Annotated in this window: 20 protein-coding genes; 8 read left to right on the forward strand and 12 right to left on the reverse strand. The window is 71.7% G+C overall.

Annotation, left to right across the window (positions count from 1 at the left end):
* The first annotated feature begins 130 nt into the window (after positions 1-130).
* Positions 131-1,957, forward strand: a complete 1,827-nt coding sequence (locus tag ACH413_RS04585) for a protein kinase (protein WP_360042682.1) — start codon at positions 131-133, stop codon at positions 1,955-1,957.
* Here ACH413_RS04585 and ACH413_RS04590 read toward each other — a convergent pair.
* The 5 genes from ACH413_RS04590 to ACH413_RS04610 form a co-directional block, all read right to left on the reverse strand.
* Entirely contained in the window at positions 1,954-2,274 is a 321-nt protein-coding gene (locus ACH413_RS04590; RefSeq protein WP_360042680.1) for a hypothetical protein, read from the reverse strand. The two genes, ACH413_RS04585 and ACH413_RS04590, sit on opposite strands and share 4 nt — an antisense overlap.
* Positions 2,274-2,819, reverse strand: a complete 546-nt coding sequence (locus ACH413_RS04595) for a SigE family RNA polymerase sigma factor (protein ID WP_360042677.1) — start codon at positions 2,817-2,819, stop codon at positions 2,274-2,276. Before ACH413_RS04595 ends, ACH413_RS04590 begins: the two co-directional genes overlap by 1 nt.
* Positions 2,780-2,956: a hypothetical protein gene (locus ACH413_RS04600; RefSeq protein WP_360042674.1), complete on the reverse strand. Its 177-nt coding sequence runs from the start codon at positions 2,954-2,956 to the stop codon at positions 2,780-2,782. Before ACH413_RS04600 ends, ACH413_RS04595 begins: the two co-directional genes overlap by 40 nt.
* Positions 2,957-3,342: 386 nt before the next feature.
* Entirely contained in the window at positions 3,343-5,961 is a 2,619-nt protein-coding gene (locus tag ACH413_RS04605) for a LuxR C-terminal-related transcriptional regulator (RefSeq protein ID WP_360042671.1), read from the reverse strand.
* A gap of 54 nt (positions 5,962-6,015) precedes the next feature.
* A complete protein-coding gene (locus tag ACH413_RS04610; protein ID WP_360042668.1) occupies positions 6,016-6,252 on the reverse strand; it encodes a hypothetical protein in 237 nt (78 codons plus the stop codon).
* A gap of 181 nt (positions 6,253-6,433) precedes the next feature.
* Between ACH413_RS04610 and ACH413_RS04615 the strand changes: the two genes are divergently transcribed.
* On the forward strand, positions 6,434-7,450 hold the full coding sequence (locus tag ACH413_RS04615) for a hypothetical protein (RefSeq protein ID WP_360042665.1): 1,017 nt from the start codon (positions 6,434-6,436) through the stop codon (positions 7,448-7,450).
* Positions 7,447-8,154 (forward strand): hypothetical protein, encoded by a 708-nt coding sequence (locus ACH413_RS04620; protein ID WP_360042662.1) that lies wholly within the window; start codon positions 7,447-7,449, stop codon positions 8,152-8,154. The genes ACH413_RS04615 and ACH413_RS04620 overlap by 4 nt, the downstream gene beginning before the upstream one ends.
* Before the next feature lie 124 nt (positions 8,155-8,278).
* Here the strand turns inward: ACH413_RS04620 and ACH413_RS04625 are convergent, their stop codons facing one another.
* Together ACH413_RS04625 and ACH413_RS04630 are read right to left on the reverse strand one after the other, a co-directional pair.
* On the reverse strand, positions 8,279-8,764 hold the full coding sequence (locus tag ACH413_RS04625) for a DUF1269 domain-containing protein (RefSeq protein WP_360042660.1): 486 nt from the start codon (positions 8,762-8,764) through the stop codon (positions 8,279-8,281).
* Positions 8,765-8,799: 35 nt separating this feature from the next.
* Positions 8,800-10,623, reverse strand: coding sequence for a glycoside hydrolase family 15 protein (locus tag ACH413_RS04630; RefSeq protein WP_360042657.1), 1,824 nt, complete (start codon positions 10,621-10,623; stop codon positions 8,800-8,802).
* A 150-nt stretch (positions 10,624-10,773) separates the two neighbouring features.
* On the opposite strand from ACH413_RS04630, the gene ACH413_RS04635 reads away from it, so the two are divergent.
* Both ACH413_RS04635 and ACH413_RS04640 read left to right on the forward strand, forming a co-directional pair.
* Entirely contained in the window at positions 10,774-11,178 is a 405-nt protein-coding gene (locus ACH413_RS04635) for a hypothetical protein (protein ID WP_360042654.1), read from the forward strand.
* On the forward strand, positions 11,178-12,188 hold the full coding sequence (locus tag ACH413_RS04640) for an AI-2E family transporter (RefSeq protein WP_360042651.1): 1,011 nt from the start codon (positions 11,178-11,180) through the stop codon (positions 12,186-12,188). The genes ACH413_RS04635 and ACH413_RS04640 overlap by 1 nt, the downstream gene beginning before the upstream one ends.
* On the opposite strand, the gene ACH413_RS04645 is transcribed toward ACH413_RS04640, so the two are convergent.
* Together ACH413_RS04645 and ACH413_RS04650 are read right to left on the reverse strand one after the other, a co-directional pair.
* The gene (locus ACH413_RS04645) at positions 12,147-13,595 is read right to left on the reverse strand and encodes an alpha-amylase family glycosyl hydrolase (RefSeq protein ID WP_360042648.1); all 1,449 of its coding nucleotides are present in this window, start codon (positions 13,593-13,595) and stop codon (positions 12,147-12,149) included. The two genes, ACH413_RS04640 and ACH413_RS04645, sit on opposite strands and share 42 nt — an antisense overlap.
* A complete protein-coding gene (locus tag ACH413_RS04650) occupies positions 13,592-16,195 on the reverse strand; it encodes an MGH1-like glycoside hydrolase domain-containing protein (protein ID WP_360042645.1) in 2,604 nt (867 codons plus the stop codon). The genes ACH413_RS04645 and ACH413_RS04650 overlap by 4 nt, the downstream gene beginning before the upstream one ends.
* A 171-nt stretch (positions 16,196-16,366) precedes the next feature.
* Between ACH413_RS04650 and ACH413_RS04655 the strand changes: the two genes are divergently transcribed.
* A complete protein-coding gene (locus ACH413_RS04655) occupies positions 16,367-17,203 on the forward strand; it encodes a patatin-like phospholipase family protein (protein WP_360042642.1) in 837 nt (278 codons plus the stop codon).
* Here the strand turns inward: ACH413_RS04655 and ACH413_RS04660 are convergent.
* The 3 genes from ACH413_RS04660 to ACH413_RS04670 are packed head-to-tail and all read right to left on the reverse strand — an operon-like array spanning position 17,193 to position 20,327.
* Positions 17,193-18,071: a universal stress protein gene (locus tag ACH413_RS04660; RefSeq protein ID WP_360042639.1), complete on the reverse strand. Its 879-nt coding sequence runs from the start codon at positions 18,069-18,071 to the stop codon at positions 17,193-17,195. The two genes, ACH413_RS04655 and ACH413_RS04660, sit on opposite strands and share 11 nt — an antisense overlap.
* On the reverse strand, positions 18,068-18,895 hold the full coding sequence (locus ACH413_RS04665; protein WP_360042636.1) for a class II glutamine amidotransferase: 828 nt from the start codon (positions 18,893-18,895) through the stop codon (positions 18,068-18,070). Before ACH413_RS04665 ends, ACH413_RS04660 begins: the two co-directional genes overlap by 4 nt.
* Positions 18,896-18,929: 34 nt before the next feature.
* A complete protein-coding gene (locus tag ACH413_RS04670) occupies positions 18,930-20,327 on the reverse strand; it encodes a DUF2252 domain-containing protein (protein WP_360042633.1) in 1,398 nt (465 codons plus the stop codon).
* Between the two features lie 160 nt (positions 20,328-20,487).
* Between ACH413_RS04670 and ACH413_RS04675 the strand changes: the two genes are divergently transcribed.
* Both ACH413_RS04675 and ACH413_RS04680 read left to right on the forward strand, forming a co-directional pair.
* Positions 20,488-21,855: an MFS transporter gene (locus ACH413_RS04675; protein ID WP_360042630.1), complete on the forward strand. Its 1,368-nt coding sequence runs from the start codon at positions 20,488-20,490 to the stop codon at positions 21,853-21,855.
* 5 nt (positions 21,856-21,860) lie between these two features.
* A complete protein-coding gene (locus ACH413_RS04680; RefSeq protein WP_360042627.1) occupies positions 21,861-23,171 on the forward strand; it encodes a hypothetical protein in 1,311 nt (436 codons plus the stop codon).
* Positions 23,172-23,194: the final 23 nt, after the last annotated feature.

Raw genomic sequence — 23,194 nt, forward strand, 5'->3', positions numbered from 1 at the left:
GCCCGGCACAACGTCCGAACGGATGACCGCGCCTGAGCGAACCGGCCGCGTGGTGCGTTTGTAGGCTTGGAACCCGCAGCGGTCGGCGTGCGTCGACTCGAACGGACAAGGCGCTCGGGACACGAGGACGATGACGGAAGAGACGTTCGGGCCGTACCGGATCGAGCAACTGCTCGGCCGCGGCGGGATGGGTGAAGTGCACCGTGCGTACGACACGGCGCACGACCGGTTCGTGGCGCTCAAAAGGCTTTCGCCCGGCTACCACGACGACGAGGACTACCGCGCCCGCTTCCGCCGCGAGGCCAGGATCGTCGCCCGGCTGCGCGAACCGCACGTCATCCCCATCCACGCCTACGGCGAGATCGACGACCGCCTCTACCTGGACATGCGACTGGTCGAGGGCTCCGATCTGTCGGACCTGATCCGCGACCAGACCCTCGACCCGGCACGGGCCGTGCGCATCGTCGACCAGGTGGCGAGCGCCTTGGACGCCGCGCACGCCGACGGCCTCGTGCACCGCGACGTGAAGCCGTCGAACATCCTCGTGACCTCCGGCGACTTCGTGTACCTGGTGGACTTCGGCATCGCCCGCAGCGTCTCCCCGTCGGCGACGGGCCTGACGGCGTCCGGCTCGGTCGTCGGCACCCTCGACTACATGGCCCCGGAACGCTTCGAGAGCGGCCTGGTGGACGGCCGCGCCGACATCTACGCCCTGGCCTGCGTCCTGTTCGCCTGCCTGGCGGGCCGCCGCCCGTTCACCGCGGACAGCACCGCCGCCCAGATCTGGGCGCACATGAACGAGGCGCCGCCCAAGGCGTCGCCGCTGAACCCGGCGGTCCCGGCGGCGCTGGACGACGTCATCGCGAAGGGCATGGCCAAGAACCCGGCCGACCGCTACGCCACGGCGGGCGCGTTGGCACAGGCGGCGGCCCAGGCCCTGACCACGGCCACGCCGCCCGCGGGGTATCCGGGATTCGCTCCGCCCGTGGGAAAGCCCGAACTCGCCGCTCCTGCGGGACAGCCCGGACCGGCCACGCCGTCCGCGGGACAGCCCGCCCTCTCCACTCCCTCGACCCCGCCGGGCGGCCAGGTCGCGCCCGCCGGTCCTCCTCCGCAGCCGAGGCTTCCCGACCGCTGGGCCAACCGCGTCACGACAGGCCCGCAACCGCGGTTCCCCGGGCCGGCCTCACCCCAGTCCGGGCCGCCGAACCCACTGCCCTTCCAACACACCGCGACCGGCCCCCAACCCGTTGCCGCACAGCCGTACCCGCCGACCCGCACCGTGTCACGGGCCAAGCACGCCGCCCTCGCCGTCGGCGCGCTCGTGGTGGTGGCCGGGATCGTCGTGACGTCGCTGATCATCGCGAACAAGGACAAGGTCCTCGGCACGGGCACGACCTCCAGCAGCACCCCGACCAGCACTCCGTCCAGCACGCCGAGCACGACCACCACGACGACGCCGCCGACCAGGACCCGAACTCCACAGGACAACGCTCTGCTGGACGCGTTGCCGGCGGTCTACCGGACCGTCAGCACCACGTGCGCACCGATCGCGCCGGACGCCGGCACGGTCGCCACCGTCCGCTGCGGCGACGTGAAGTCCGACGACCCCTACGCCCCGCCCCCCGCGGAGGCGGAGTTCCGGCTGTTCGCCGACCGCACCCAGCAGGACGCGTTCTTCCAGGCGGTGGTGACCAGCAGGGGCATCCCGCGGATGGACGAGCGCGGCGGCTGCCGGCCCAAGTCGGACCCCATCCACTACGCGCTCTTCTACCGGGACACCTCCGGCCCGCTGGAGGGCGAGTTCACCACGTGCTTCCTCGCCGACGGCAACGCCCAGGTCTGGTGGGTCGACACCAAGAACCTCACCATCGGCACGCTGAAGAAGCCGGGTGACATCGACACCCTCGACAAGCTCGACCTCTGGTGGAACCACCAGATCCTGTCGGCGTTCTAGGGTCGTCCGGTCGTGGTCGGCGACCCTCCCGGCGACTCGGGCGCGCCGGTGGGCGTGGTGCGCACGTCGCCGGTCGTCGTCTGGCTCGGCGGGTGGAGGGACGGGCCCGGCTCCACCGGAGCACTGGGCAGGAGCGCCAGTGCCGCCGCCGCGACCGCGGCCGTGGCGACGGCGCTGCCGATCACGGCGGCGGTGCGGCGACGGGACCGCACGGCCCGGCCGCGCCTGATCACGCCGGCGGCCGAATTGGAGTTCGGTGGCGCGACTTCCCCTCCCAGTGTGGAAAAGGTCGCTCGCAGGGTGTCCTCGTGCTCCATCACGCCTCCAGCCTCGACCGGCCGAACTCGGGCCCGAGCTTGCGCCGCAACGTCTCCAGCCCCTTGCTGCTCTGCGACTTCACGGTGCCGGTCGAGCAACCGAGCGCGGCGGCGACGCTCTCCACGCTCATGTCGTTCCAGTAGCGCAGCACCAGGACCGCGCGCTGGCGTGCGGGCATGGTCGACAACGCCTCCCACACCACGAGCCCGTCCTCCGCGCCGGGGCTGACGATCAGGCTCTCGGGCGGCGCGTCGGTCAGCTTCTCCCGGCGCCAGCGCACGCGCCTGCGTTCGGCGATGAAGGTCCGGACGACGATCTGGTGCAGGTAGGCCTCGATCCCGCCGCGGTCCACCAGATCCGGCTGCGCCAGGTAGAGCTTGAGGAACGCCGACTGCAGCACGTCCTCGGCCTCGTGCCAGTTGCCGCACATCAGAAACGCGGTGAAGCGCATCGAGTCGACGCACTGGTCGTAGAGCCGCGTGAACTCGGTTTCCCAGTTCGGCGTCATCGTTCGCCCGGCCGTGAGGACGGCGTGTTGCGCCATGTCATGTCGTCGGTCCGCACCACAGTCGGTCGTTGCTCGGGAGGCCGCTCCACGTCGACGAGCGTGAGCACGGGGATCACGATGCCCGCGACAGCCAGTGCGAACACCACCGCCGCGATCACCTGTCCACTGCGCACTGCGACTCTCCGCCGGGTCAGGGGCACTCGTCAGGTGCCCTCACCCCTACCCATGCGATCGGGCACCGTTTTGGTTGCCCTCGTGGCGCGGATCACGCCGGAATTCCGATCCGGCCGCCTTCGCCCATCCACAGTGGACTGGTCGTGAGTGGTTCACGCGACCCCGAAAGTGCGCCCACGGGACCGGAAACCACTCACGACCGGGACACCCCACCCGGCCGTGCGCAGGCCGAACTGAGCACCGTCGGGGGTGCCCGCTGGGGGATCGATGACCGAGCCGCGGGCGATTGTGTCGCCGGCTCGGAGTGCGGGCCGCGCTGTGCGACTGGCCCGTGCGGACCCAGTGTGGCAAGGGCCGGGTCCGGGGCCCAAGGGGCCAATCGCGGTCAGATCAGACCTAGCCGCCTGGCCACGAGCACCGCGTCACGCCGCTGGTTGACGCCCAGCTTGCGGTAGATGCCGCGCAGATGCGTCTTCACGGTGTTGACGGAGACGAACAGGGAGCTCGCGATCTCTTCCGTGGTGCGCATGGACGGCAGCTCGACCAGCAGGTCGCGCTCACGGCTGGTGAGCACACCGGCCGAAGTGGTTGCGGCCGTGGGCAAAGCGGTCATCGTCGTCGTGGCGAACCGGTCGAGCCTGCCGAACCGGCCGGCGCCGCGGGCGAGGAGTTCGCGCACCGGCTTGCCCGCGTGGACGAACGGCCGGATCGTGCCGACGGGCTCCGCGGCCGCCAGGGCCCTGGTGACGGCCTCGTGGGAGCGCCGCTGGTCGCCGGTTCGCTCCACCAGCACGGCTTCCAGCAGCCAGGCGTCGACGACGGTCGGCGCGGCGACCGCGGGCAGATCGCCCGACAGCAGCGGTTCCACCAGCTTGCGGGCCTGGTTGACGCGGGAGTGGTGGGAGTGCAGGACGGCCTGGAGCACCGCCTGTTCTCCGCAGGGGCCGAACATCGCCTCGACCTGGCCGGGCATCGCCGCGGCCCACTGCTCGTCACCGGTTCGCAGCGCCATCCGTTGCAGGGCGGGCGCTATGTGCGCGACCACCGGCGGCGTCACCTCGCGCCCGGCGACGTCCTGCCACTGGGTGCGCAGGCGGCCGGCGACGGCACGCGGGTCGCCCGCCGTCGCGAACGACACCGCCGCGTCCAGCGTGCGCACCGCGATCCCGACCCCGAGGTCGGGCCGGTCGCCCAGTGCCGTGGTCGCGCGCAGGGACAGGTCGGTCGCGTTCGCGTCCTCCATGCGCAGGTAGGCGTGCACTCCCATCAACGAGTAGGCGAGGGCACAGGTGAAATGCGTCTGCCACCCCCTGCGTTCGGCGAACTCGACCGCCGCCCGCGCCTGTCGCGCCCCCTCCACGATGTCGCCCATCGCGCTCGCCAGCGCCGCCAGGTGCACCCGGCAGTCCAGTTCCGCGTGGGTGAACCCCTCCTTCCTGGCGAGCGCCGCCGCACGGACCAGGTCGGTCTCGGCGGCGCGGTGCTCGCCGCGCGACAACGCCGCGACGCCGCGGTCGAGCAGGGCTGCGACGTCCGCGTCCGGCGCGCCGCTCAGACCGGCTGTCGTCCTGGCCATGATGTGGAGCGCCTCGCCGACGTGCGCGTCGAACCGGCCGCGGCGCAGCAGCGCGGTGCCGTGCAGCACCCTGACCCGTTCCGGCCGGAGCGCGGGGGAACCGCCGCCGATTCCCGCGAGCACCCGGTCGGCGGCGGCGAGGTCACCCGCGTCGAGCGCGACGAGCGCCGCGACCACGCCGACCGCGGGCCTGGCCAGCACGTGGGCGGGCACCGAGCCCAGCACCGGGTGCACCTCCGCGCCGCCCGCGTGGAGCATCTCCCGCAGCACCGAGTGCTCGACGATCTCCGCGGTGAGCTGGTCCTCGCCGGCCGCGACCGCGTGCCGCAACGCCGTCAGGGGCAGGCTGTGCTCGTGGTGCCAGCGCGCCGCGGACCGGTGCAGCGCGCTCTCGTCGGCCGGCCGGGTGCGGCGGAGTTCGGCGAGGAGATGCGCCCGCAGCACCGGATGACAGCGGTACCACTCGGGTGTGTTGCTCAGCCTGCTGACGAACGCGTTGGTGCGTTCCAACTGGTCGAGCACGACGCCGGGACTCGGGTGCTCCGGTGCCAGAGCGTTCGCGAGACCCGTGGTCACCGTGTCGCAGACACTGGTCGCGACGAGCAGATCGCGCGTGCTCGGCGAGTGGGCTGCGAGCACCTCCTCGGTCAGATAGCCGTTCACGATCTCGTCCTGCCCGGTGAACATGAGCAGGTCGGCCGGGCGGGTGCCGGTCGTGTTCATCCGCATCGCCGCGAACGTCAGCCCGCCCGCCCAGCCCTCGGTGCCGCTGAGCAGCGGGGTGATCTCCTCGGGTGAGATCGGCACGTCGTACGCGGCGAGCAGTGCCTCGGTCTCCGCCCGGTCGAACGCGAGCTCGTCGGGCAGCACCTCGCGCAGCCGTCCCTCCAGGTGCAGCCGGGCGAGGTGCAACGGTGGCGGGAACCGGCCGAGCAGCACGAGTCGCAGCCGGTCCGGTGGCTGCCGGGTGAGGAGGTCGATGGTGGCGAGAGCCTCCGGGTCACGTAGTTCGTGCACGTTGTCGAGCACCAGGCACGCGGACGCGGGCAGGTGGTCGAACGCGGCCACGATCGCCGAGGAGAAACCCGGTTCGGACCAGGGGATCGCGTCGAGGTGGTCCTGGTCCGGCCAGACGCCGGTGAGCGTGTCCCTCATCGCGATGCGCAGGCGGGCGGGCATGCTGTCGTGCTCGTTCAGGGTCAGCCACGCGACCCGGCCGGTGCGGCGTCTGGCCCACTCCGCGAGCAGCGTGGTCTTGCCGCTGCCCGCGGGCCCGGTGACGAGGGTGACCGGTGCCGCCGCGACGTGACCGTCCACAACGGACAGCAACTGGTCTCTCGCGACGAGCGGAACAGCCGAGACGGGAACCCGGAATCTGGGTGGACTGGTGTCGTGCGCTGGTCGCTCGCACTCCGAACTGTCGGACATGAAGATGACTCTCCCCGATGGAGTTGCCGTGGATGATCATGCGATCGAACCGCATCACTGCGCCGGGCAGGGGGGCCGGATCGCCTTGCCCGGCTGGGCTGTCAGCACCAGCGCGCGTCCGGCCACCCCGACCAGTCTGGGCAACAGGCCGGCTGCCGCGAGGACACCGGTGACGACGAGCGGAGAGGTCTCCCCGCAGTCGTCGTCACCGGGAGCGGCGAGGATGAAGGCGAACAGCGCGACGGCGAGCACGATGCGACGGGAGCGGGAACGATCAGGTTGACGGCTCATGGAAGTCCGCACCTCCTTAGAGGTTCGACGCTGCTCGTCGCGCACGGGGCGGACTTCCCCCGCACGGGGCGAGCGCCACACCGGTGCGGGCAGGCGGGTTCATCCGCGCCGGGTGAAGAAGCGGATCACCACCTCCCCGGACTCTGTGGCCAGTCCACGACGGGGAAGAGGAGTCGCTGCTGTGCCCAAGACCTGCCTGCCCGCGCTGCGGGATCTGATCGACGTCGTCCGGCCCGCCCGGCCGGTCGCGTCCGTCTACATGGGATCGAGTCCGTTGCGTTCGTGGCGGTCGCGCTGGGGCCGTCTGGCCGACCAGCTGCGCAGCGACGGAGCGGACGACGACGTGGTCGGTGCGATCGGTAGCGCGCTGCACCGGGCGCACGACGCCGACCCGGCCGCGGGAACGCTGGTGGGGTTCGCGGGCGGCGAGGTGCCCCCGCGCGTCTTCCACGCGCCCGGTCTGCGCCATCTGGACCTCGCGTGGTTCAGCTCGCCCGCGCATGTGCTGCCGTTGCTCGCGTGGGTGCAGGAACGGCCGCCGTGCGTGGTCGCCGCCGCGACCCGTGAGACCGCCGAACTGGGCACGCCCTCCGCGGAGTGGATGTCGCTGCACTACGAGGATCGGGACTGGCACGAGGGAGTGCGGTCCGTCGCGGCGGCCGTCGCGGCGATGCTGGTCCGGCAGGACGCCAGGCTGCTGGTCGTGGCGGGACAGGACGAGGTGGTGGCCGCGCTGTGGGCCGCGCTGCCTGCTCCCGTCCGGCGCGAGACGACGGTGCGCTGGGTCGGCACCGACCTGAGCCCGAGCCGGGTCGAGGACGAGGTGCGCGCGGCCGCCCGCACGTGGACCGCGGGGGTTCTGGAGGACTTTCACGAACGCGGCCGCGCCCGGCGGCTGGGGGTGGAGGGCGTGGACGAGACGCTCGGCGCGCTGGCCGACGGCCGGGTGGACGAGTTGTTCGTCGGTCAGCCGGAGGACGTCACCGCCACCGCCTGGTACGGCCTCGCGCCGACCGACGTGGCTCCTGGCCAGCCCGTGGGGTCGCGCCGCCGCTGCGGGCTGCTCGCGGACGTGGCCGTGCGAGCGGCGTTGCTGAGCGGCACGCGGGTGCACGTGATCAACGCGGGCGCACGGCAGGCTCCCGAGGACGGCATTGGCGCGCTGTGCCGCGTGCCGCTGACCCTGGTGCGGCCGTGACCGCCGAACTGGTGCCGCTGCGCACCGCGTTCGACGTCGCGTGGCTGGGCTTCCGGCGCGACCAGGTGTGGCACTACGTCCACGAGGCCGAACGGGACATCGAGGCGCTCACCGCGGACCGCGACGCGGCGGAGGCCAGGGCGGAGGCGCTCGCCCGGCACCTGGAGTCCGAACGGGAGGACAACCGCGCGTTGCGGGAGCGGCTCGACCGGCTGCGCGCCGTGCCGCAGTCCCCGTACGCGGTCGGCGAACGCCTTCGGTACGTCGTGGAGCGCACGCTCGCCCAGGCGGCCGAGATCACCGACCGGGCCACCGCGCTGGAGGACCACGCGTGGGAGTCTGCGCGCCGCACGCACGCCGAGCACCGGGAGCTGCTCGCGGAGACGCGCGTGCGGATGGCGCGGATCCTGCGGGAGGGGGAGGCGGGCCGCCGTGCGCTGGACGAGGCGGCGGCCCGCCACCGGGCGGAGGTCACCGAGGACTTCGAACTGGCGTTGGCGTTGCGGCGCAAGCAGACCTGCCACGACGTGCGGCTGATGGAGGAGACCGCGCGCCGCCGGGCGGAGAGCGTCGTGCGGGATGCGACCCGCAGGGCCGAGGTGATCAGCGAGCACCGCGACCACGTGGCGGACGTGCTGAGGGTCGTGCACTCGCTGCTGGGCGAGGCGGCCGCGCGCGTGCGGGTGGCGGGCCCGGCACGGTGAACAGAGGGAACCGGCCGGAGCACGGTCTTCCGTGCTCCGGCCGGTTCATCGGCAGGCGGTGGCAGGCCGGCATCGGCACCCCGGCAGTCGTCACCGGACCATCACCGCCGTGATCATCGAGACGTCAGGACGCGAACGTCTCGCGCAGCAGTTCCTCCTGCTCCTTGGTGAGGTTGGTGGTCAGCAGGGTGGCGCCGGTCTCCTTGAACCTCTCGGCCACCCGGTCGACGACGGCGCCCTCGGACATCACGAACAGGGCGGACGTGCCGGGCGTGACGGTGTCCCGGATCTCCTTCACGAAGTCGTCGTCGATGCCCGCACGGGACATCGATCCGGCCAGCGCGCCGACACCGGCCCCGATCGCCGCGCCCAGCACGGGCACGAAGAAGATCAGGCCGAACAACAGCCCCCAGAACCCGCCGCCGAGCGCTCCCGCACCGGTGAGCTTGCCGAGCTCCCTGGTCTTCGGCCGTTTCGCGTCCGGGTCCCAGTACACGTAGGCCGCGTCGCGAACGATGATCAGCTGCTGGTCCTGCAGCCTCGTCAGTTCGTCCAGCGCGCGGTGCGCCCCGTCGGTCGTGTCGAACTTCCACACGGTCAAAGTCGCCATGCCGATCACTGTGCGAGGCGGGCGCCGCCACGTCCTCACCCGTCGCGAGTGAGCTGCTCGTCGAGGGTGACGGCGGCGTCGATGAGGGCCAGGTGGGTGAACGCCTGCGGGAAGTTGCCCAGCTGTTCGCCGGTCACCGCGATCTCCTCGGCGTAGAGACCGACGTGGTTGCCGTAGGTCAGCATCTTCTCGAACACCAGCCGTGCCTCGCGGGCCCGTCCGGACAACGCCAGCGCGGTCACGTAGTTGAAGGTGCACAACGAGAACGAGCCCTCCGAGCCGCGCAGCCCGTCGGGTGCCGCGTCCGTGTCGTAGCGCCGCACGAGGCTGTCGCTGACGAGTGACTCCATCGCGGCGAGGGCGTCCAGCCAGACCGGGTCCCGTGGCGCGACGAACCCCACCTGCGCCATCCGCAGCAACGACGCGTCGAGGACCTGCGAGCCGTACCGCTGCACGAACGCCCCGGTGCGGTGATCCCAGCCCTGGTCCCACACCTGGCCGTAGATCCGGTCGCGCTGCGAGCGCCACCTCGCCACCGGCGCGGGTTTGCCCTCGCTCTCGGCTATGCGGATCGCCCGGTCGAACGCGACCCAGCTCATCACCCTGCCGTAGGTGAAGTCCGCGCGTCCGGCCCGCGTCTCCCAGATCCCCTCCTCCGGCTGGTTCCAGTTCTCCGCCAGCCAGTCCAGCAGCTCGACCACCGCGTGCCAGCCGCGATGCCCGATGCGCACGCCGTACAGGTGGGCGGCGTGCACGCTGTCCAGCAGCTCGCCGTAGATGTCCAGCTGCAACTGGCCGGCCGCGTCGTTTCCCACCCGCACGGGCGAGGACCCCCGATGGCCCTCCCAGTGGTCGAGCACGTGCTCGGTGAGGTCGGCGGACCCGTCGACCGCGTACATCACCCGCAGCGGCTCACCCTCCACGAACCGCTCGGTGAGCCAGCCGCCGAACGCGGCCGCCTCGTCGGTGAAACCCAGCCGCAGCAACGAACCGACGGCGAACGAGGCGTCCCTGATCCAGGTGTAGCGGTAGTCCCAGTTCCGCTCGCCACCGAGCTGTTCCGGCAGGCCGGCCGTCGGGGCGGCGACGATCGCCCCGGTCGGCGCGTAGGTGAGCAGCTTCAGGGTGATGGCCGACCGGTCGACCGCCTCGCGCCACCGGCCTCGGTAGGTGCCTCGGGCGAGCCACTCGTGCCAGAACCGCACGGTCCGTTCGAACAGCTCGCGCGCCTCGGCCGCGGCGACGGCGCGCGGCGGACCGTCCACACCGGACTCCAGCACGATGCCGCGGGTCTGTCCCTCCTCCAGGCCGATCGTCGCGCGCAGGTCGCCGGTGTCGGTGATCTGCCCGGACACCAGCCGGGCGTCCCCCGGTTCGCGCACGGCGTGCAGCACCAGGCCGAACTGGCCGCACGCGAAGATCACGCCGTCGTCGGTGAGATGCGTCCGGTGTGCCCGGCGGCCGTAGTCGAAGCGAGGGGCGACGTCGAGTTCGAACGTGATCCGGCCGCGCACGCACCGCACCAGGCGCACGAGCCGGTGCCGTTCGGACGGGCCCTCGTCCGGCAGCGGCGGCATGAAGTCGACGACCTCCCCGGTGCCGTCCTCGGTCATGAAACGGGTGATCAGCACCGCCGTGTCCGGGAAGTACAGCTGCTTGCCCGTGCCGGTGAACCCGGCGGGCCGGATCCGGCAGAACCCGCCGCGCTTGCGGTCCAGCAGCGAGGCGAACACCGACGGTGAGTCGAACCGCGGGCAGCAGAACCAGTCCACCGTGCCGTCGGTGGACACCAGCGCGGTGGTCTGAAGGTCGCCGATCAGCCCGTGATCGGCGATCGGCGCGTACGGGGGTGTGGTCATGGCGACGACGCTCGTCCGCCGAACGGCCCAGGTCTTCACCCGCCGGAGCGGACACGTGTCCAGGCACTCACACGCGGCGGGTGAAGATCCACCCGCCGGCGCCGGGGCACGGTGAGCCCGTCCAACGCTTCGGGAGACAACGGAGGCACGATGCAGGACACAGGCTGGCTCGGCTGGATCTGGTTCGCGGGCATCATGATGATCGTCATGGGGGCGTTCAACGCCATCGAGGGGCTCGTCGGGTTGTTCCGCGGCGAGTACTACGTCGCCAACGGCGAGCAGGTGATCGTCTTCGACCTCACCACCTGGGGCTGGATCACCCTGCTGCTGGGCGTTCTGGTGGCGCTCTCGGGCGCCGCACTGCTCTCCGGCTCCGCGTGGGCCAGAGTGGTCACGGTGATCCTCGCCGCGGTGAACGCCGTGGCACAACTCGCGTTCGTCTCGGTGCACCCGGTGTGGTCCACGATCGTCATCACGTTGTGCGTGGTGGTGATCTGGGCCGTGGTGGTGCACGGCAACGAGGCGGCGGCAACGCTCGAGTCGTCATCTCGTTGATGCCACGCGCATTGACGATTCTGCTCGGCGCCGCGTCGGCGGTGGTCGTCGTCGCCGGGCTGAAGGCGGTCGCGTGGCTGGTGGCGCCCACCGTGCTGGCGGGGCTGATCGTGATCGCGATCAGCCCCGCGCACCGGTGGTTGCGCGGCCGGGGCGCACCGTCGTGGCTCGCGACCACGGCCGTCGTGGTGCTGGTGTACGCGGTGCTGGGCGCGATCGCGGTGACGGTCGTCGTGTCCGGTGTGCGGCTCGCCGGGATGCTGCCGGAGTACGCGGCCCACCAGCTGGTGCAGCAGGCGGAGCACGTGCTCGCCGGCCTGGACCGCGGCAAGGTGCTCGCGTCGATCACCGGACTGCTCTCGGACCTGACCGGGCTCACCACGAGTCTGGTGTTCCTGCTGGCGCTGCTGCTCTTCCTCGGCGTCGAGGTGCACTGGACCGACAGCAGGCTGGCCGAGATCGCGGACCAGCGGCCGCACCTGACGGTGGCGCTGCGGGAGTTCGCCCGCCGCACCCGGCGCTACCTGCTGGTGACGACGGTGTTCGGCGCGGTCGTGGCGGTGCTGGACACCGTGGCGCTGGCGTTGCTGGGCGTCCCGCTGGCGCTGCTGTGGGGCGTGTTGTCGTTCGTCACCAACTACGTTCCCACCGTCGGCTTCGTGCTCGGGGTGCTGCCGCCCGCCGCGCTCGCCCTGCTGCAGCACGGTCCGCGCCGCGCACTGGCGGTGCTGGCCGTGTACGGGGTGCTGAACTTCGTGGTGCAGTCGCTCGTGCAGCCGCGCTACACCGGGGACGCCGCGGGGCTGTCGACGACCACGACGTTCCTGTCGCTGGCGTTCTGGGCGTGGGTGCTCGGCCCTCTCGGCGCGTTGCTGGCGGTGCCGCTCACCGTGCTGGTGAAGGTGCTGCTGGTGGACGCGGACCCGCGCGCGGGCTGGGCCGCCGCCCTGCTCCGCGCGCGGGTTCGATCACGTCACCGACAGCACGTGGAAACCCCACGGGCGCAGTGACACGAAGAGTCCCTCGGCGGTGAGGTCGCGGTCGAAGACCTCACCGCCGAGCACGTCGGTGAACCGCCAGGCCCGCGGCTCCCAGTCGAGCGGGATCCGGGCCTGCGCCGGTGAGTCGGAGAAGTTGACCACCACGACGTGCCGGGACCCGCCGACCTCGATCCACTCCCACGCGAGCAGCGAGCGGTGCGACTGGTTGTCCGGCCAGCCCTCGGTGCCGAGCAGGAACCACTCGCCGGCTCGGAGGCGGTGCTCCCGCACGGTCGCGAGCAGGTGCCGGTACCAGGTGGCGAGGTCGTGGTCGAGCGGCTCGTCCGGGCGGCGGTTCAGGAACACCGGCGGCCGGACCGTCCTGCCCTCGAACTGGCCCTCGTGCCACAGCGTGGCGCCGGGCAGCGTGGCGATCACGACCGCGGCCGCTCTGGCGGCGTCCGGCGGGAGCGTGGCCGCCAGCCTCGGTTCGTCCTGGTTCTCCAGGAACCGCACGAGTTTTGCCTGGTAGCCGATGTCGGCACGCAGATGCGCGCGCACCCCTTCGACGTCCCGCGAGACGAGCCGGTCGTAGAGGCGCTTGTCGTAGCAGAAGGCGAAACCCTGCTGCTGCAACGTCCACTCCATGTCCCAGTACGCCTCGGCGATCAGCACGGTCTCGGCGTGCTGGTCGCGCAGCCCGTCGACGATCTCGGGCCAGAACTCCCGTTCGGGCGCCTCACGACCCCAGGTGCGCGCGAACACGTCGTTGGTCATGAGCATCGCCATGTCGCACCGGATGCCGTCGCACCGGGCCGCGATGCCGGCCAGCGTCGTCGCCGCCGCGGCCCGCAGGGCGGGGGAGAAGGCGTCGAGCTGCACGACGTCCGGCCACGGCGGGAAGTACGGGTCCCGTCCCCGCGCGAAGATGTGCTCGCCGATCGCGAGCCAGTGTTCTGGGTTGTCCGCGTAGTCGTCCACGTCGCCGCGGACGAACAGCTCCGGGTGGTCGGTCACCCACGGGTGGTCCGGCGCCACGTGGTTCGGCACGTAGTCGAGCACCAGCCGTACCCCGCGTGACGCGAGCTCCGCCCGTGCCTTCGCAAGAGCCTCGTCGCCGCCGAACTCGTCGGCCACGACGTAGCGCCGCACGCAGTAAGGCGACCCGCTCACGTCCTGCGGGCGCAGGTCCGGCAGTGCGGCCTGGAACGTCGCCCGCAACCCGCTCCGCGCGTTGGCGAGCGCCAGCCCGGTCGTGCTGCGCTCCCACACGCCCATCAGCCACACCGCGTCGACTCCGGACGGCGTCACGGCGTCCCAGGCGGAGGCGGGCACCTCGGCGAGCGTGACGGGCCGCTCGGCCGCGCGCGCCAGCTCGCCCAGCCACACCGCGGTGTTGATCTCGTGGACGACGGGGCGGTCCGGCCATCCGTTCATCGCACGTCCTCCCTCGCGGGCACGCGGGACAGCAACGCCACGAGCGCCGTCCAGCCGGTCTGGTGGCTCGCGCCGATGCCCGCTCCGTTGTCACCGTGGAAGTACTCGTAGAACAGCGGCAGGTCCCGCCAGTGCGGATCGTCCCGGTAGCGCGTCTGTCCACCGTGGACCGGACGACGGCCGTCCTCGCCGGGCAGGAACGTCGCGAGCAGCCGGTCGCTGATCTCGCCCGCCACCTGCTCCAGGGTGAGGCGCCGCCCCGACCCGGTCGGGCACTCGACGGTGAAGCCGTCCCCGTAGTAGGAGTGCAGGTGCAGCAACGCGCGCACGACCATCGCGTTGATCGGGAACCACACCGGGCCGCGCCAGTTGGAGTTGCCGCCGAACATCGAACTGTCCGACTCCGCGGGTTGGTACCCGACGCGATGCTCGACGCCGTCCACCGTCAGCACGTACGGGTGCTCGGCGTGCCACCGCGAGAGCGATCGGATGCCGTACGGCCCCAGGAACTCGTTCTCGTCCAGCACCCTGGCGAGGATGCGGCGCAACCGGCTCTCGTCGAACAGCGCGAACAGCACCGGCCCGTCGGCGTCGGTCTGCGCGCCGTGGCCCCACAACGCGGCGCGCACCGCGGGATGCCGGTCGAGGAACCCGCGCATGCCGTCGACGAGCCCGGGATGGTCGTGCCGCAGTCCGGCGCCGACCACGGTGGCGGCGGCGAGCGGGATCAGCCCGACGGCCGACTGGACGCGCAGCGGCGTCGACGTGCCGTCCGGGTTCCTCAGCACGTCGTGGAAGAAGCCGTCCTCCTCGTCCCACAACCCGTTGCCGACGTGATTGGTCGCCGCCGCGATCCACGCGAGGTTCTCCAGCAACGTCGCGGCGTGCTCCAGGTACACCGGGTCCTCGCGGGCGAGTTCGAGGGCGATCTGCAGCAGGTTCTGGCAGAACAGCGCCATCCACGCGGTGCCGTCCGCCTGGTCGGTCCGCCCGCCGGCGGGCAGCGGGGCGTTGCGGTCGAACACGCCGATGTTGTCCAGCCCCAGGAAACCGCCCTGGAACAGGTTGCGACCGTCGGCGTCCTTGCGGTTGAGCCACCAGCCGAAGTTGCGCAGCAGCGGCGGGAACACGCGTTCCAGGAAGGCCCGGTCGCCGGTTCCGGTGGTGTCGCGGTCGTGCTGGTAGACGAACCACGCCGCCCACGCGTGCACCGGCGGGTTCACGTCCCCGAAGTTCCACTCGTAGGCGGGCAGTTGCCCGTCCGGGTGCAGGTAGCGGCGACCGAGCAGCAGTTCCACCTGCTGTTTCGCGGCCGCCGGGTCCACCACCGCGAGCGGCACCGCGTGGAACGCGAGGTCCCATGCGGCGAACCACGGGTACTCCCACTTGTCCGGCAGGACGACCACGTCCCCGGCCACGAGATGTCGCCAGTCCTCATTGGACAGACCGGACGGCGCGCCGATCGGGTCCGCGCCGCGTTCGGTGAGCCAGCGCTCGACGTCGAGCCCGTAGTACTGCCGCGACCACAGCAGCCCGGCCAGTGCCTGCCGGCACACCAGCCGTTCGTCGCTCTTCGGATCGCCGCCGAGCACCTCGTCGTAGAAGTCGTCGGCCTCCTCGCGCCGGGCGGAGATCACCGCGTCGAACCCGCCGAACGGCTCGTCGGTGGCGGCGGTGGTGAAGCGGACGCGGACGGTCTCGCTGCCACCCGGCGGAATCGTCAGCACGTGGTGGGCGGCGGCCTTGGTGCCGACGCCGTCCGGGGCGAGCGCGGTGAGATCTCCGCGCAGCACCGCGCGTTCGATGCCGTCCTTGACGTACGGGGTGGTGTTGGGGATGCCGAAGACGCGCTCGTCGTCGGTCTCGTTGCCGGTGACCATCAACTGGCCGTCGGCGTACCACCACCAGACGCCGAGTTCGGGATGCGCGGCCCGCACCGTGCCCGTGCCCAGCGTGTGCAGCGAGGGTTCGGTGGTGCCCGCCCACGACCAGGTGTGCCGGAACCACAGCGCCGGCAACACGTGCAGCGTCGCCTCGTCCGGCCCGCGGTTGTGCGCGGTGACCCGCATCAGGACGTCCTCTGGTCCCGCCTTCGCGTACTCCACGACGACGTCGAAGTAGCGGTCGTCGTCGAAGACGCCGGTGTCGAGCAGCTCGTACTCCGGGTCGTCGCGGCCGCGTTTCCCGTTGGTGGCGACCAGGTCCTCGTAGGGGAAGGCCCGCTGCGGGTACTTGTAGAGCATCCGCTGGTACGACGAGGTGGGCGTGGCGTCGAGGTAGAAGTAGCACTCCTTGACGTCCTCGCCGTGGTTGCCCTCGCCGTTGGTCAGGCCGAACAGCCGTTCCTTGAGGATCGGGTCGGTCCCGTTCCACAACGCCAGCGCCAGGCACATCCGCTGCCGGTCGTCGCTGAAGCCCGCGAGCCCGTCCTCGCCCCAGCGGTACGCGCGATAGCGCGCCTGGTCGTAGGTGAACGACGTCCAGGCGTCGTCCCCGTTCGACGCCTCCCGGACCGTGCCCCATTGGCGTTCGCCGAGGTACGGGCCCCAGCGCCGCCATTCGTCTGGTTCTCGCAGCCTTTCCTTCTCCGCACCGGCCATGTCGTTCGCCTTTCGGTTGGCACGTCAGGTGATCGCCAGGCTGGTGGTGGGTGGGGTGTGGGCGGGTCACCCGGCGGGGGTGGTTCGGCGAGGCGGGTGGGGGACCGGCCTCTCGCACCACCGCGCGACTGGCCCCTCGTGGGCCGCCCCGCCCGGCGGCAGAATGGCTCGATGAAGACCGCGTTCGTATTCGCTGGCGGCGGAAGTCTGGGCGCGGTCGAGGTGGGCATGCTCGCGGCGCTCGTCGCCGAGGGCGTCCAGCCCGACCTGGTCGTCGGAACCTCGGTTGGCGCGGTCAACGGTGTTTGGCACGCGGCCCACCCCGGCCCCGAGGGGGTCGGCACCCTGACGGAGCTGTGGACGTCGTTGTCCCGCAAGGACGTCTTCCCGATCCGGCCGGTGCGTGGCCTCCTCGGTGTCTTCGGGCTGAGCGACCACCTCGTGCCCAGCGCGGCGTTGCGGCGCCTGCTGCGGACCCACCTCTCCGGCGTCACGCTCGGGACCACGCCGACGCCCGCGCACGTCGGCGCCACGGACGTGCTGTCCGGAGAGGAGGTGTTGCTCTCCGAGGGCGACGCGGTGGACGCGTTGATGGCGAGCACCGCGATTCCGGCGGTGTTCCCGCCGGTGTCGCTCGGCGGCCGGTACCTGATGGACGGTGGCGCGGTGAACAACAATCCCGTGTCGCACGCGGTGGCTCTGGGCGCGGAACGGGTGTGGGTGCTGCCGACCGGGTACGCGTGTGATCTCGAACAGCCGCCGCGCAGCGCCCTCGGGATGGCGCTGCACGCGTTGACGTTGCTGGTGAACCACCGGCTCGCGGTGGACGTCGAGCGCTACCGGGACGAGGTCGACCTCCGCGTGGTGCCGCCGTTGTGCCCGCTCAGCGTGTCACCGGCCGACTTCAGCCGGTCCCGTGAGCTGATCGACGCCGCGCGTCGGAGCACCCAGGAGTGGCTCGCGGCCGGTCGGCCGGAACGGGGCCTCCTGCACCCCGTCAGTGGATGAGGCCGGCCCGCCGGTCCGCCGAGGTCACGATCACCAACGGGCACGGCGCGTGCGAGACGAGAGCCTGACTCGTCGAGCCGAGCAACATGCCGTCGAACCCGCCGCGACCGTGACTGCCCACCACCAGAAGCTGTGCCTCGGTGCCGTACCGCATGAGCGCCCGCACGGGGCGGTCCCGTGGCAGCGCGCGTTCCACCCGCACGTCGGGATACCGGGTCTGCCACCGCGTGAGCACCTCGCGCGCGTCGTCGTCGGCCTCGTCGCGGGCCGCGGCGAACCGGGCAGTGCGGTAGGCACTTTCCACGGTGAAGCCGGGCCGGCACAGGAGCACCGTGAGCCGGGCGGCGCGCAGCGAGGCGGCCGCGAAGGCGAACCCCAGCGCGGCCTCGCTCGCCGCGGAACCGTCGTGGCCCACCACGATCGGGCCGTCGGTCGCCGCCAGGCCGCGCACGATCACCAGCGGGCACCTGCCGTGCGAGGCCAGTGCCGCCGCCGTCGAGCCGACCAGCAGGCCCCGCACGTTGCCGAGGCCCTGCGCCCCGAGCACCAGCAGCCGCGCGTGCCGGGACTCCTCGATCAGCAGGGTCGTCGCGCCACCGCCGAGCGGTTCGGTCGTGATCTCCACGTCCGGCCCCGCGGCACGGGCGGCTGTGGCGGCCTCGGCCAGGCACGCCGCGGCCCGCTCCCCGGCCGCGCACCGGACGTCACCGCCGGTCCCGTCGAACGCGAGATGTCCTTGCGCGGGCAGCGAGAACGCGTGCACCAGCCGCAGCGGTGCGTTGCGCCGGGCACATTCGTCGGCGGCCCACATGACCGCGGCGAGCGCGGACGACGAGCCGTCGACGCCGGCCACCACCGGTGCCGTCATCGGAGAGGTCCGAACGGGAGGAGTTCCTTGACGCCGCCGCGCGCGACGACGCAGGTCGACTCGGGCACCTCGCGCCACGCGCCGTGCAGGTCGCCCAGCGGTTCCGACACGACGAGCCGAGTCTCGGGGGAGAGGCCGTGCAGCGTCGGGTTGTCCGGGTACTGCTGTCGCAGCGTCGTGATGTCGGTGCTGTGGAACAGGCTGCGCGAGCGGCGTTCGCTGGAGTAGCGGAACGCCCAGGTGGTCTCGCCGTCGGTCGTGGCGACCGTCATCTGGAGCGGGTGAGCCACACCGTGGTTCCTGCCGATCGCCTCGACGAACCCGGCGGTGCGGGCGACCGCGGTGGGCGGATCGTGCTCCAGGCCGAAGGTCAGCGCGAGGTAGAACAGGATCTCCGAGTCGGTCGACCCCTCGATCTCCGCGTAGAGCGAGGGATCGACCACCAGCGAGAGTTCCCGGCGCACCAACGGGAAAGCGGTGATGAGCCCGTTGTGCATCCACAGCCTGCGCCCGTGCCGGAACGGATGGCAGTTGGTCTGCTGCACCGCCGAGCCGGTGGACGCGCGGACGTGCGCGAAGACGACCTCCGCCGTGGTCTGCGCGGACAGCTCCCGCAGGTTGCGGTCGTTCCAGGCGGGTTCGGTGCTCAGGAACAGGCCTGGCCCCGGCGCGGTCGCGTACCAGCCGACCCCGAAGCCGTCACCGTTGGTGGTCTCCACGCCCAGCCGCGAGTGCCTGCTCTGGGTGACGAGCGAGTTCGCCGGGACGTAGAGGAGCTCCTCCAGCAGAACCGGGGAACCGGAATACGCGAGCCATCGGCACATGTGGCCTCCTCAGAAGGGTTTCGTTCCTGATCTCTCAGAGTCCACTTCGGACCTGGATGCGCCCGGTCCGCGCCGCCTCGGCGACGAGCCGGTGGTCCTGCTCGTTGCGGTCCGCGTAGCGCTCGGCGAACTCGGCGAGCGCGTCGTCGAACGTGCTGCCGTCGTCGAGGTACGCGGCCATCGCGATCCGGTCACCGGTGCGCGCGTGTGCTCTGGCCAACGTCCACCCGCACAACGCGCCGTACAGCCGCAGGCCAGCCGCGTCCATGGTCTCGACCGAGGCCGAGCCCTTCCAGTCGCGCAACTGCCGGACGTGGAAGTCCCTGGTGAGCCCGTCGACGCCCTCGGCGGTCTCCCAGCCGAGGAAGATGTCGCCGGCGGCCTGCATCAGCCGTTGCCCGGCCACGACCCGTTCGCCCTCACTGCGGTGCGTCGTGCGCACGCCCTCGGGAAGGTGGTCCGCGAGAACCGACCGCGAGGCCTCCTTCACCTGCAGCAGCAACGGATCGTTCTCGTCCCGCCCGTACAGCAGCACGATCCAGCACCGGGTCCCGACGCTGCCGACCCCGACGACCTTGCGGGCCATGTCGACGAACCGGAACCCGTTCATCAGATGACGCCGATCGGCGGACAGGGTGGTGGCGTAGCCGGCGAGCAGGTCCTGGATCAGGAACTCCAGGTCCGCGCGGTCCGCGTCGGGCATCAGGTGGCCGACCGGCACGAGCAGCGGTGGATCCGCCGTGATGCGACGGCATCCGTCGACGACGGACGTCAGTTTGCGGTAGGCCTGCAGGCTGTCCCGCGCACGGGCTTTCGCCTGCTCGTGCGCGAACCGGCGCTGCTTCGCCTTGTTCGCGCGTGACTTGAGCAAGAGCTCGACCTCGTCGACACCGGCGTGGGCGTACCAGACCTCGAGATCACCCTGTTCCGCGAAGCGGATCATCGCCGACCGGTACCTGCCGACGGCGGTGCGCACGGCGGCCGCCCGTGCCTTGCGCCCCAGCCTGTTCTCGCGGCCGGCGACGGCGATGCTGGCCGCGAGGCGTTTGACGTCCCACTCCCACGGACCGGGCAGCGTCTCGTCGAAGTCGTTGAGGTCGAACACCAGGCGCCGCTCCGGGGAGGCGAAGACCCCGAAGTTGCCCACGTGCGCGTCCCCGCTGAGCTGGCAGGTCAGCCCCGAGATCGGCGTCGCCGCGAGGTCGCCGGCCATCACCGCGGCCGCGCCGCGGAAGAACGCGAACGGCGAGGCCAGCATCCGTCCGTACCGGATCGGCACGAGCTCCGGCAGCCGCGTGCCGTCCTGCCCGGTGAGCACCTCCACCGGGCCGGGACGGTCACGGCCGGCGGGCAGGTCCGCGTGTCCGGCGAGCGGAACCTCCTTGCGGGCAGCCAGACCCGCGGCGATCCTCGCAGCCACCGAACCGGTCATCGCGCACCTCCCCGCAGACGGGACCGGTGGGGCTCCGGTCCACCTGCGACGCAACACCTCCGCGGCTGCCGGCACACCACCCGCCGCGGGGGAGCACCACCGCGGCACCTCATCCGCGCCGCGTGAAGCGCTCGGGACGCGGCCGCCGGAGTCTGCGTGAGTGGACTCCAACGCCTTGCGCAGAGTGCTCGTGCCCCTCGCCCTCGCCCAGTTCATCTGCAGCTTCGCCGGCTCCAACATGAACGTGATGATCAACGACATCAGCCGTGACCTGGACACCACCGTCCAGGGCGTCCAGCTCGCGATCACGATCTTCCTGCTGGTCATGGCGGCGCTGATGATCCCCGGCGGCAAGCTGACCGACCGCTACGGCCGCAAGCGATGTCTCACCGCCGGTCTCGCCGTCTACGGCCTCGGCGCGGTGCTGAGCGCGTTCGCGCCCGGCCTGCCCGTGCTCATCGTCGGCAACTCGATCCTGGAGGGCGTCGGCACCGCGTTGCTGATCCCACCCGTCTACATCCTGGCGACGATGCTGTTCACCGGTGTCGCCTCGCGGGCCCGTGCCTTCGGCGTGATCAACGGCATGGCGGGCATCGGCGCGGCCACCGGGCCGTTGATCGGCGGGCTCATCACGACGGTGCTCAGCTGGCGGGTGGCCTTCCTGTTCCAGGCGCTGGTCGTCGTGGTGATCTTCGTGCTGAGCCGGCGGTACGTCCGGGATCCGCGGCCACCGGACCCGAGCCGCCCGTTCGACCTGCGCGGCGCGGTGCTGTCGTCGATCGGGCTCGTCCTGATCGTGTCGGGCGTGCTGGCGGCGGACAACGACCTCTGGCTGATGCTGGGGTTGCTCGCCGCCGGTGCACTCACGCTCGTGTGGTTCTTCCACTCCGTGCGCGCCAAGGAACGCGCCGGCGTGGAACCGTTGCTGTCGACCGAGTTGTTCCGCAGTCGCGCCTCGAACCTCGGCCTGGTCACGCAGAACGTGCAGTGGCTGGTGCTGATGGGCATCTCGTTCGTGGTCTCGGCCTACCTCCAGGTGGTGCGCGGCTACAACGCGATCGAGACCGGCCTGATCCTCACGGCCGCCACGGCGGGGGTGCTGCTCACGTCCCTGTCGGCCGAGCGCCTCGCGCGCCGGCACGCCCAGCGCAGCCTCGTGCTGACCGGATTCGCCGTCACGATCGGTGGCATCGCGCTCTTCCTGGCGCTGCTCGCCCTGTCGCGGCAGGCCTGGACGTTCCTGCCGGGCCTGTTCCTGATCGGGCTCGGCATCGGCGCGATGCTGACGCCGTCGGTGAACGTCGTGCAGTCGAGCTTCCCGGACGCGTTGCAGGGCGAGATCTCCGGCCTGTCCCGCAGCGTGTCCAACCTCGGGTCCTCCCTCGGCGCGGCGATCGCGGGCACGATCCTCGTCGCCGGCATCACCAGGACACCCGAACTCTCCTATGCGCTGGCGTTGGTCGTGCTGGCGCTGGTCGCACTCGGCGGCATGGTGGCGGCCGCGTTCCTGCCGCGAGCCGCGCGGTGATCGGGATGACCGACGAGCTGTCCCGGTTGCGGGCACAGGTGTACGCGCTGCAGGCACGGCTGGATCGGCGGGAACGGCGGGCAGCCGCCGTGCGGATGCTCCGCCGGATCGGCGCCGCCGTGCTGATCGCGGTGACGGCGTTCGCGCTCGTGATGAGCGTCGTCGGCATCTGGAGCGCGCGCACCGCGCTCAACACCGACCGGTGGGTCGCCACGGTCGCGCCGCTGCCGAAGGACCCGGAGGTCGCCGCGGCGGTGGCGGACTTCGCGACCGTCAAGCTCTTCGAGGCGGTCGACGTCGAGCGGCGGCTGCGGGCGGTGCTGCCCGAGCAGGCCGCGTTCGTCGCCGGGCCGCTGACGAGCCAGCTGCACGCCCCGGTACGCGCGATGGCGACCGAAGTTCTGGGCAGCGACCAGTTCCAGCGCGTCTGGATCGAGCTGAACCGCCGCGCCCACCAGCGCGCGCTCACCGTCGTCGAGGGCGACAGCGACGTCGTGGCCGTCCACCAGGACCGGGTCGAGATCGACCTGCTGCCGTTGATCAACGAGGTGCTCCGGACGCTCAGCGCGCAGCTGCCCACCCTGTTCGGCAGGCAACTCTCGCTGCCGGATCTGAGCAGCGGTGAGATCCCCGCTGATCTGAGGGTCCGGGTGCAGGACTCGCTCGGCGTCACGCTGCCGGAGAACTTCGCGCAGTTCACCGTCTACGACTCCGAGCGGCTGTGGGCCGCCCAGCAGGCCGTGGTGACGGCCGAGCGAGGCCTCCTCCTGTTCCTGCTCAGCACACTCGTGCTGCTCGTGCTCGCCCTGCTCGTCTCGCCCGATCGCCGGCGCACTGCGTTGCAACTCGGCCTGTGGCTGGTGGTCGCGGCCGTGGCGGTCACGGCGGTGCTGCGCGCGATTCGTGAGCAGATCCTCCAGAACGTGCCGGAGGGGCTCTACCGCGATGGCGCCGCGGACGTGCTGACAGCGGTCTTCAGCCAGCTGCGCACGCGGGGCTGGCAGATGCTCTGGACGGGCGTCCTGCTCGCCCTGCTGATGTACGCGATCGGACCAGGCAAAGGACCGGTGTGGTTGCGCCACCGGACAGTCGAGGCCTGGGGTGCGATCCGCCGAGGCGGGCAGGCGTTCGCCGCGCACGGTCCAGGTTGGACCGCACGACACCTCGACGCCGTGCGCGTGGGTGGAGTCGCCGTGGCCGTTCTGCTCGCGCTGCTGCTCTCGTCGTGGACGGCCCTGTTGTCGATCTTGGTGGTACTGGCGGCCTACGAGCTGCTCGTGACCATGTTCGCCCTGCGTTCCACCCGAACCGGATGACGTAACCGATCGAGCAGAGGAGA

The organism is Lentzea sp. NPDC020367, assembly GCF_044387305.1.
Classification (GTDB): domain Bacteria; phylum Actinomycetota; class Actinomycetes; order Mycobacteriales; family Pseudonocardiaceae; genus Lentzea.

Bases quoted from the DNA above. Each gene is read 5' to 3' on its own strand.
- ACH413_RS04625 (WP_360042660.1), bottom strand. From the start codon at position 8,764: ATGGCGACTTTGACCGTGTGGAAGTTCGACACGACCGACGGGGCGCAC.
- ACH413_RS04610 (WP_360042668.1), bottom strand. From the start codon at position 6,252: ATGAGCCGTCAACCTGATCGTTCCCGCTCCCGTCGCATCGTGCTCGCC.
- ACH413_RS04595 (WP_360042677.1), bottom strand. From the start codon at position 2,819: ATGGCGCAACACGCCGTCCTCACGGCCGGGCGAACGATGACGCCGAAC.
- ACH413_RS04650 (WP_360042645.1), bottom strand. From the start codon at position 16,195: ATGGCCGGTGCGGAGAAGGAAAGGCTGCGAGAACCAGACGAATGGCGG.
- ACH413_RS04660 (WP_360042639.1), bottom strand. From the start codon at position 18,071: ATGACGGCACCGGTGGTGGCCGGCGTCGACGGCTCGTCGTCCGCGCTC.
- ACH413_RS04585 (WP_360042682.1), top strand. From the start codon at position 131: ATGACGGAAGAGACGTTCGGGCCGTACCGGATCGAGCAACTGCTCGGC.
- ACH413_RS04630 (WP_360042657.1), bottom strand. From the start codon at position 10,623: ATGACCACACCCCCGTACGCGCCGATCGCCGATCACGGGCTGATCGGC.
- ACH413_RS04645 (WP_360042648.1), bottom strand. From the start codon at position 13,595: ATGAACGGATGGCCGGACCGCCCCGTCGTCCACGAGATCAACACCGCG.
- ACH413_RS04640 (WP_360042651.1), top strand. From the start codon at position 11,178: ATGCCACGCGCATTGACGATTCTGCTCGGCGCCGCGTCGGCGGTGGTC.
- ACH413_RS04665 (WP_360042636.1), bottom strand. From the start codon at position 18,895: ATGTGCCGATGGCTCGCGTATTCCGGTTCCCCGGTTCTGCTGGAGGAG.
- ACH413_RS04590 (WP_360042680.1), bottom strand. From the start codon at position 2,274: ATGGAGCACGAGGACACCCTGCGAGCGACCTTTTCCACACTGGGAGGG.
- ACH413_RS04655 (WP_360042642.1), top strand. From the start codon at position 16,367: ATGAAGACCGCGTTCGTATTCGCTGGCGGCGGAAGTCTGGGCGCGGTC.
- ACH413_RS04635 (WP_360042654.1), top strand. From the start codon at position 10,774: ATGCAGGACACAGGCTGGCTCGGCTGGATCTGGTTCGCGGGCATCATG.
- ACH413_RS04670 (WP_360042633.1), bottom strand. From the start codon at position 20,327: ATGACCGGTTCGGTGGCTGCGAGGATCGCCGCGGGTCTGGCTGCCCGC.
- ACH413_RS04680 (WP_360042627.1), top strand. From the start codon at position 21,861: ATGACCGACGAGCTGTCCCGGTTGCGGGCACAGGTGTACGCGCTGCAG.
- ACH413_RS04605 (WP_360042671.1), bottom strand. From the start codon at position 5,961: ATGTCCGACAGTTCGGAGTGCGAGCGACCAGCGCACGACACCAGTCCA.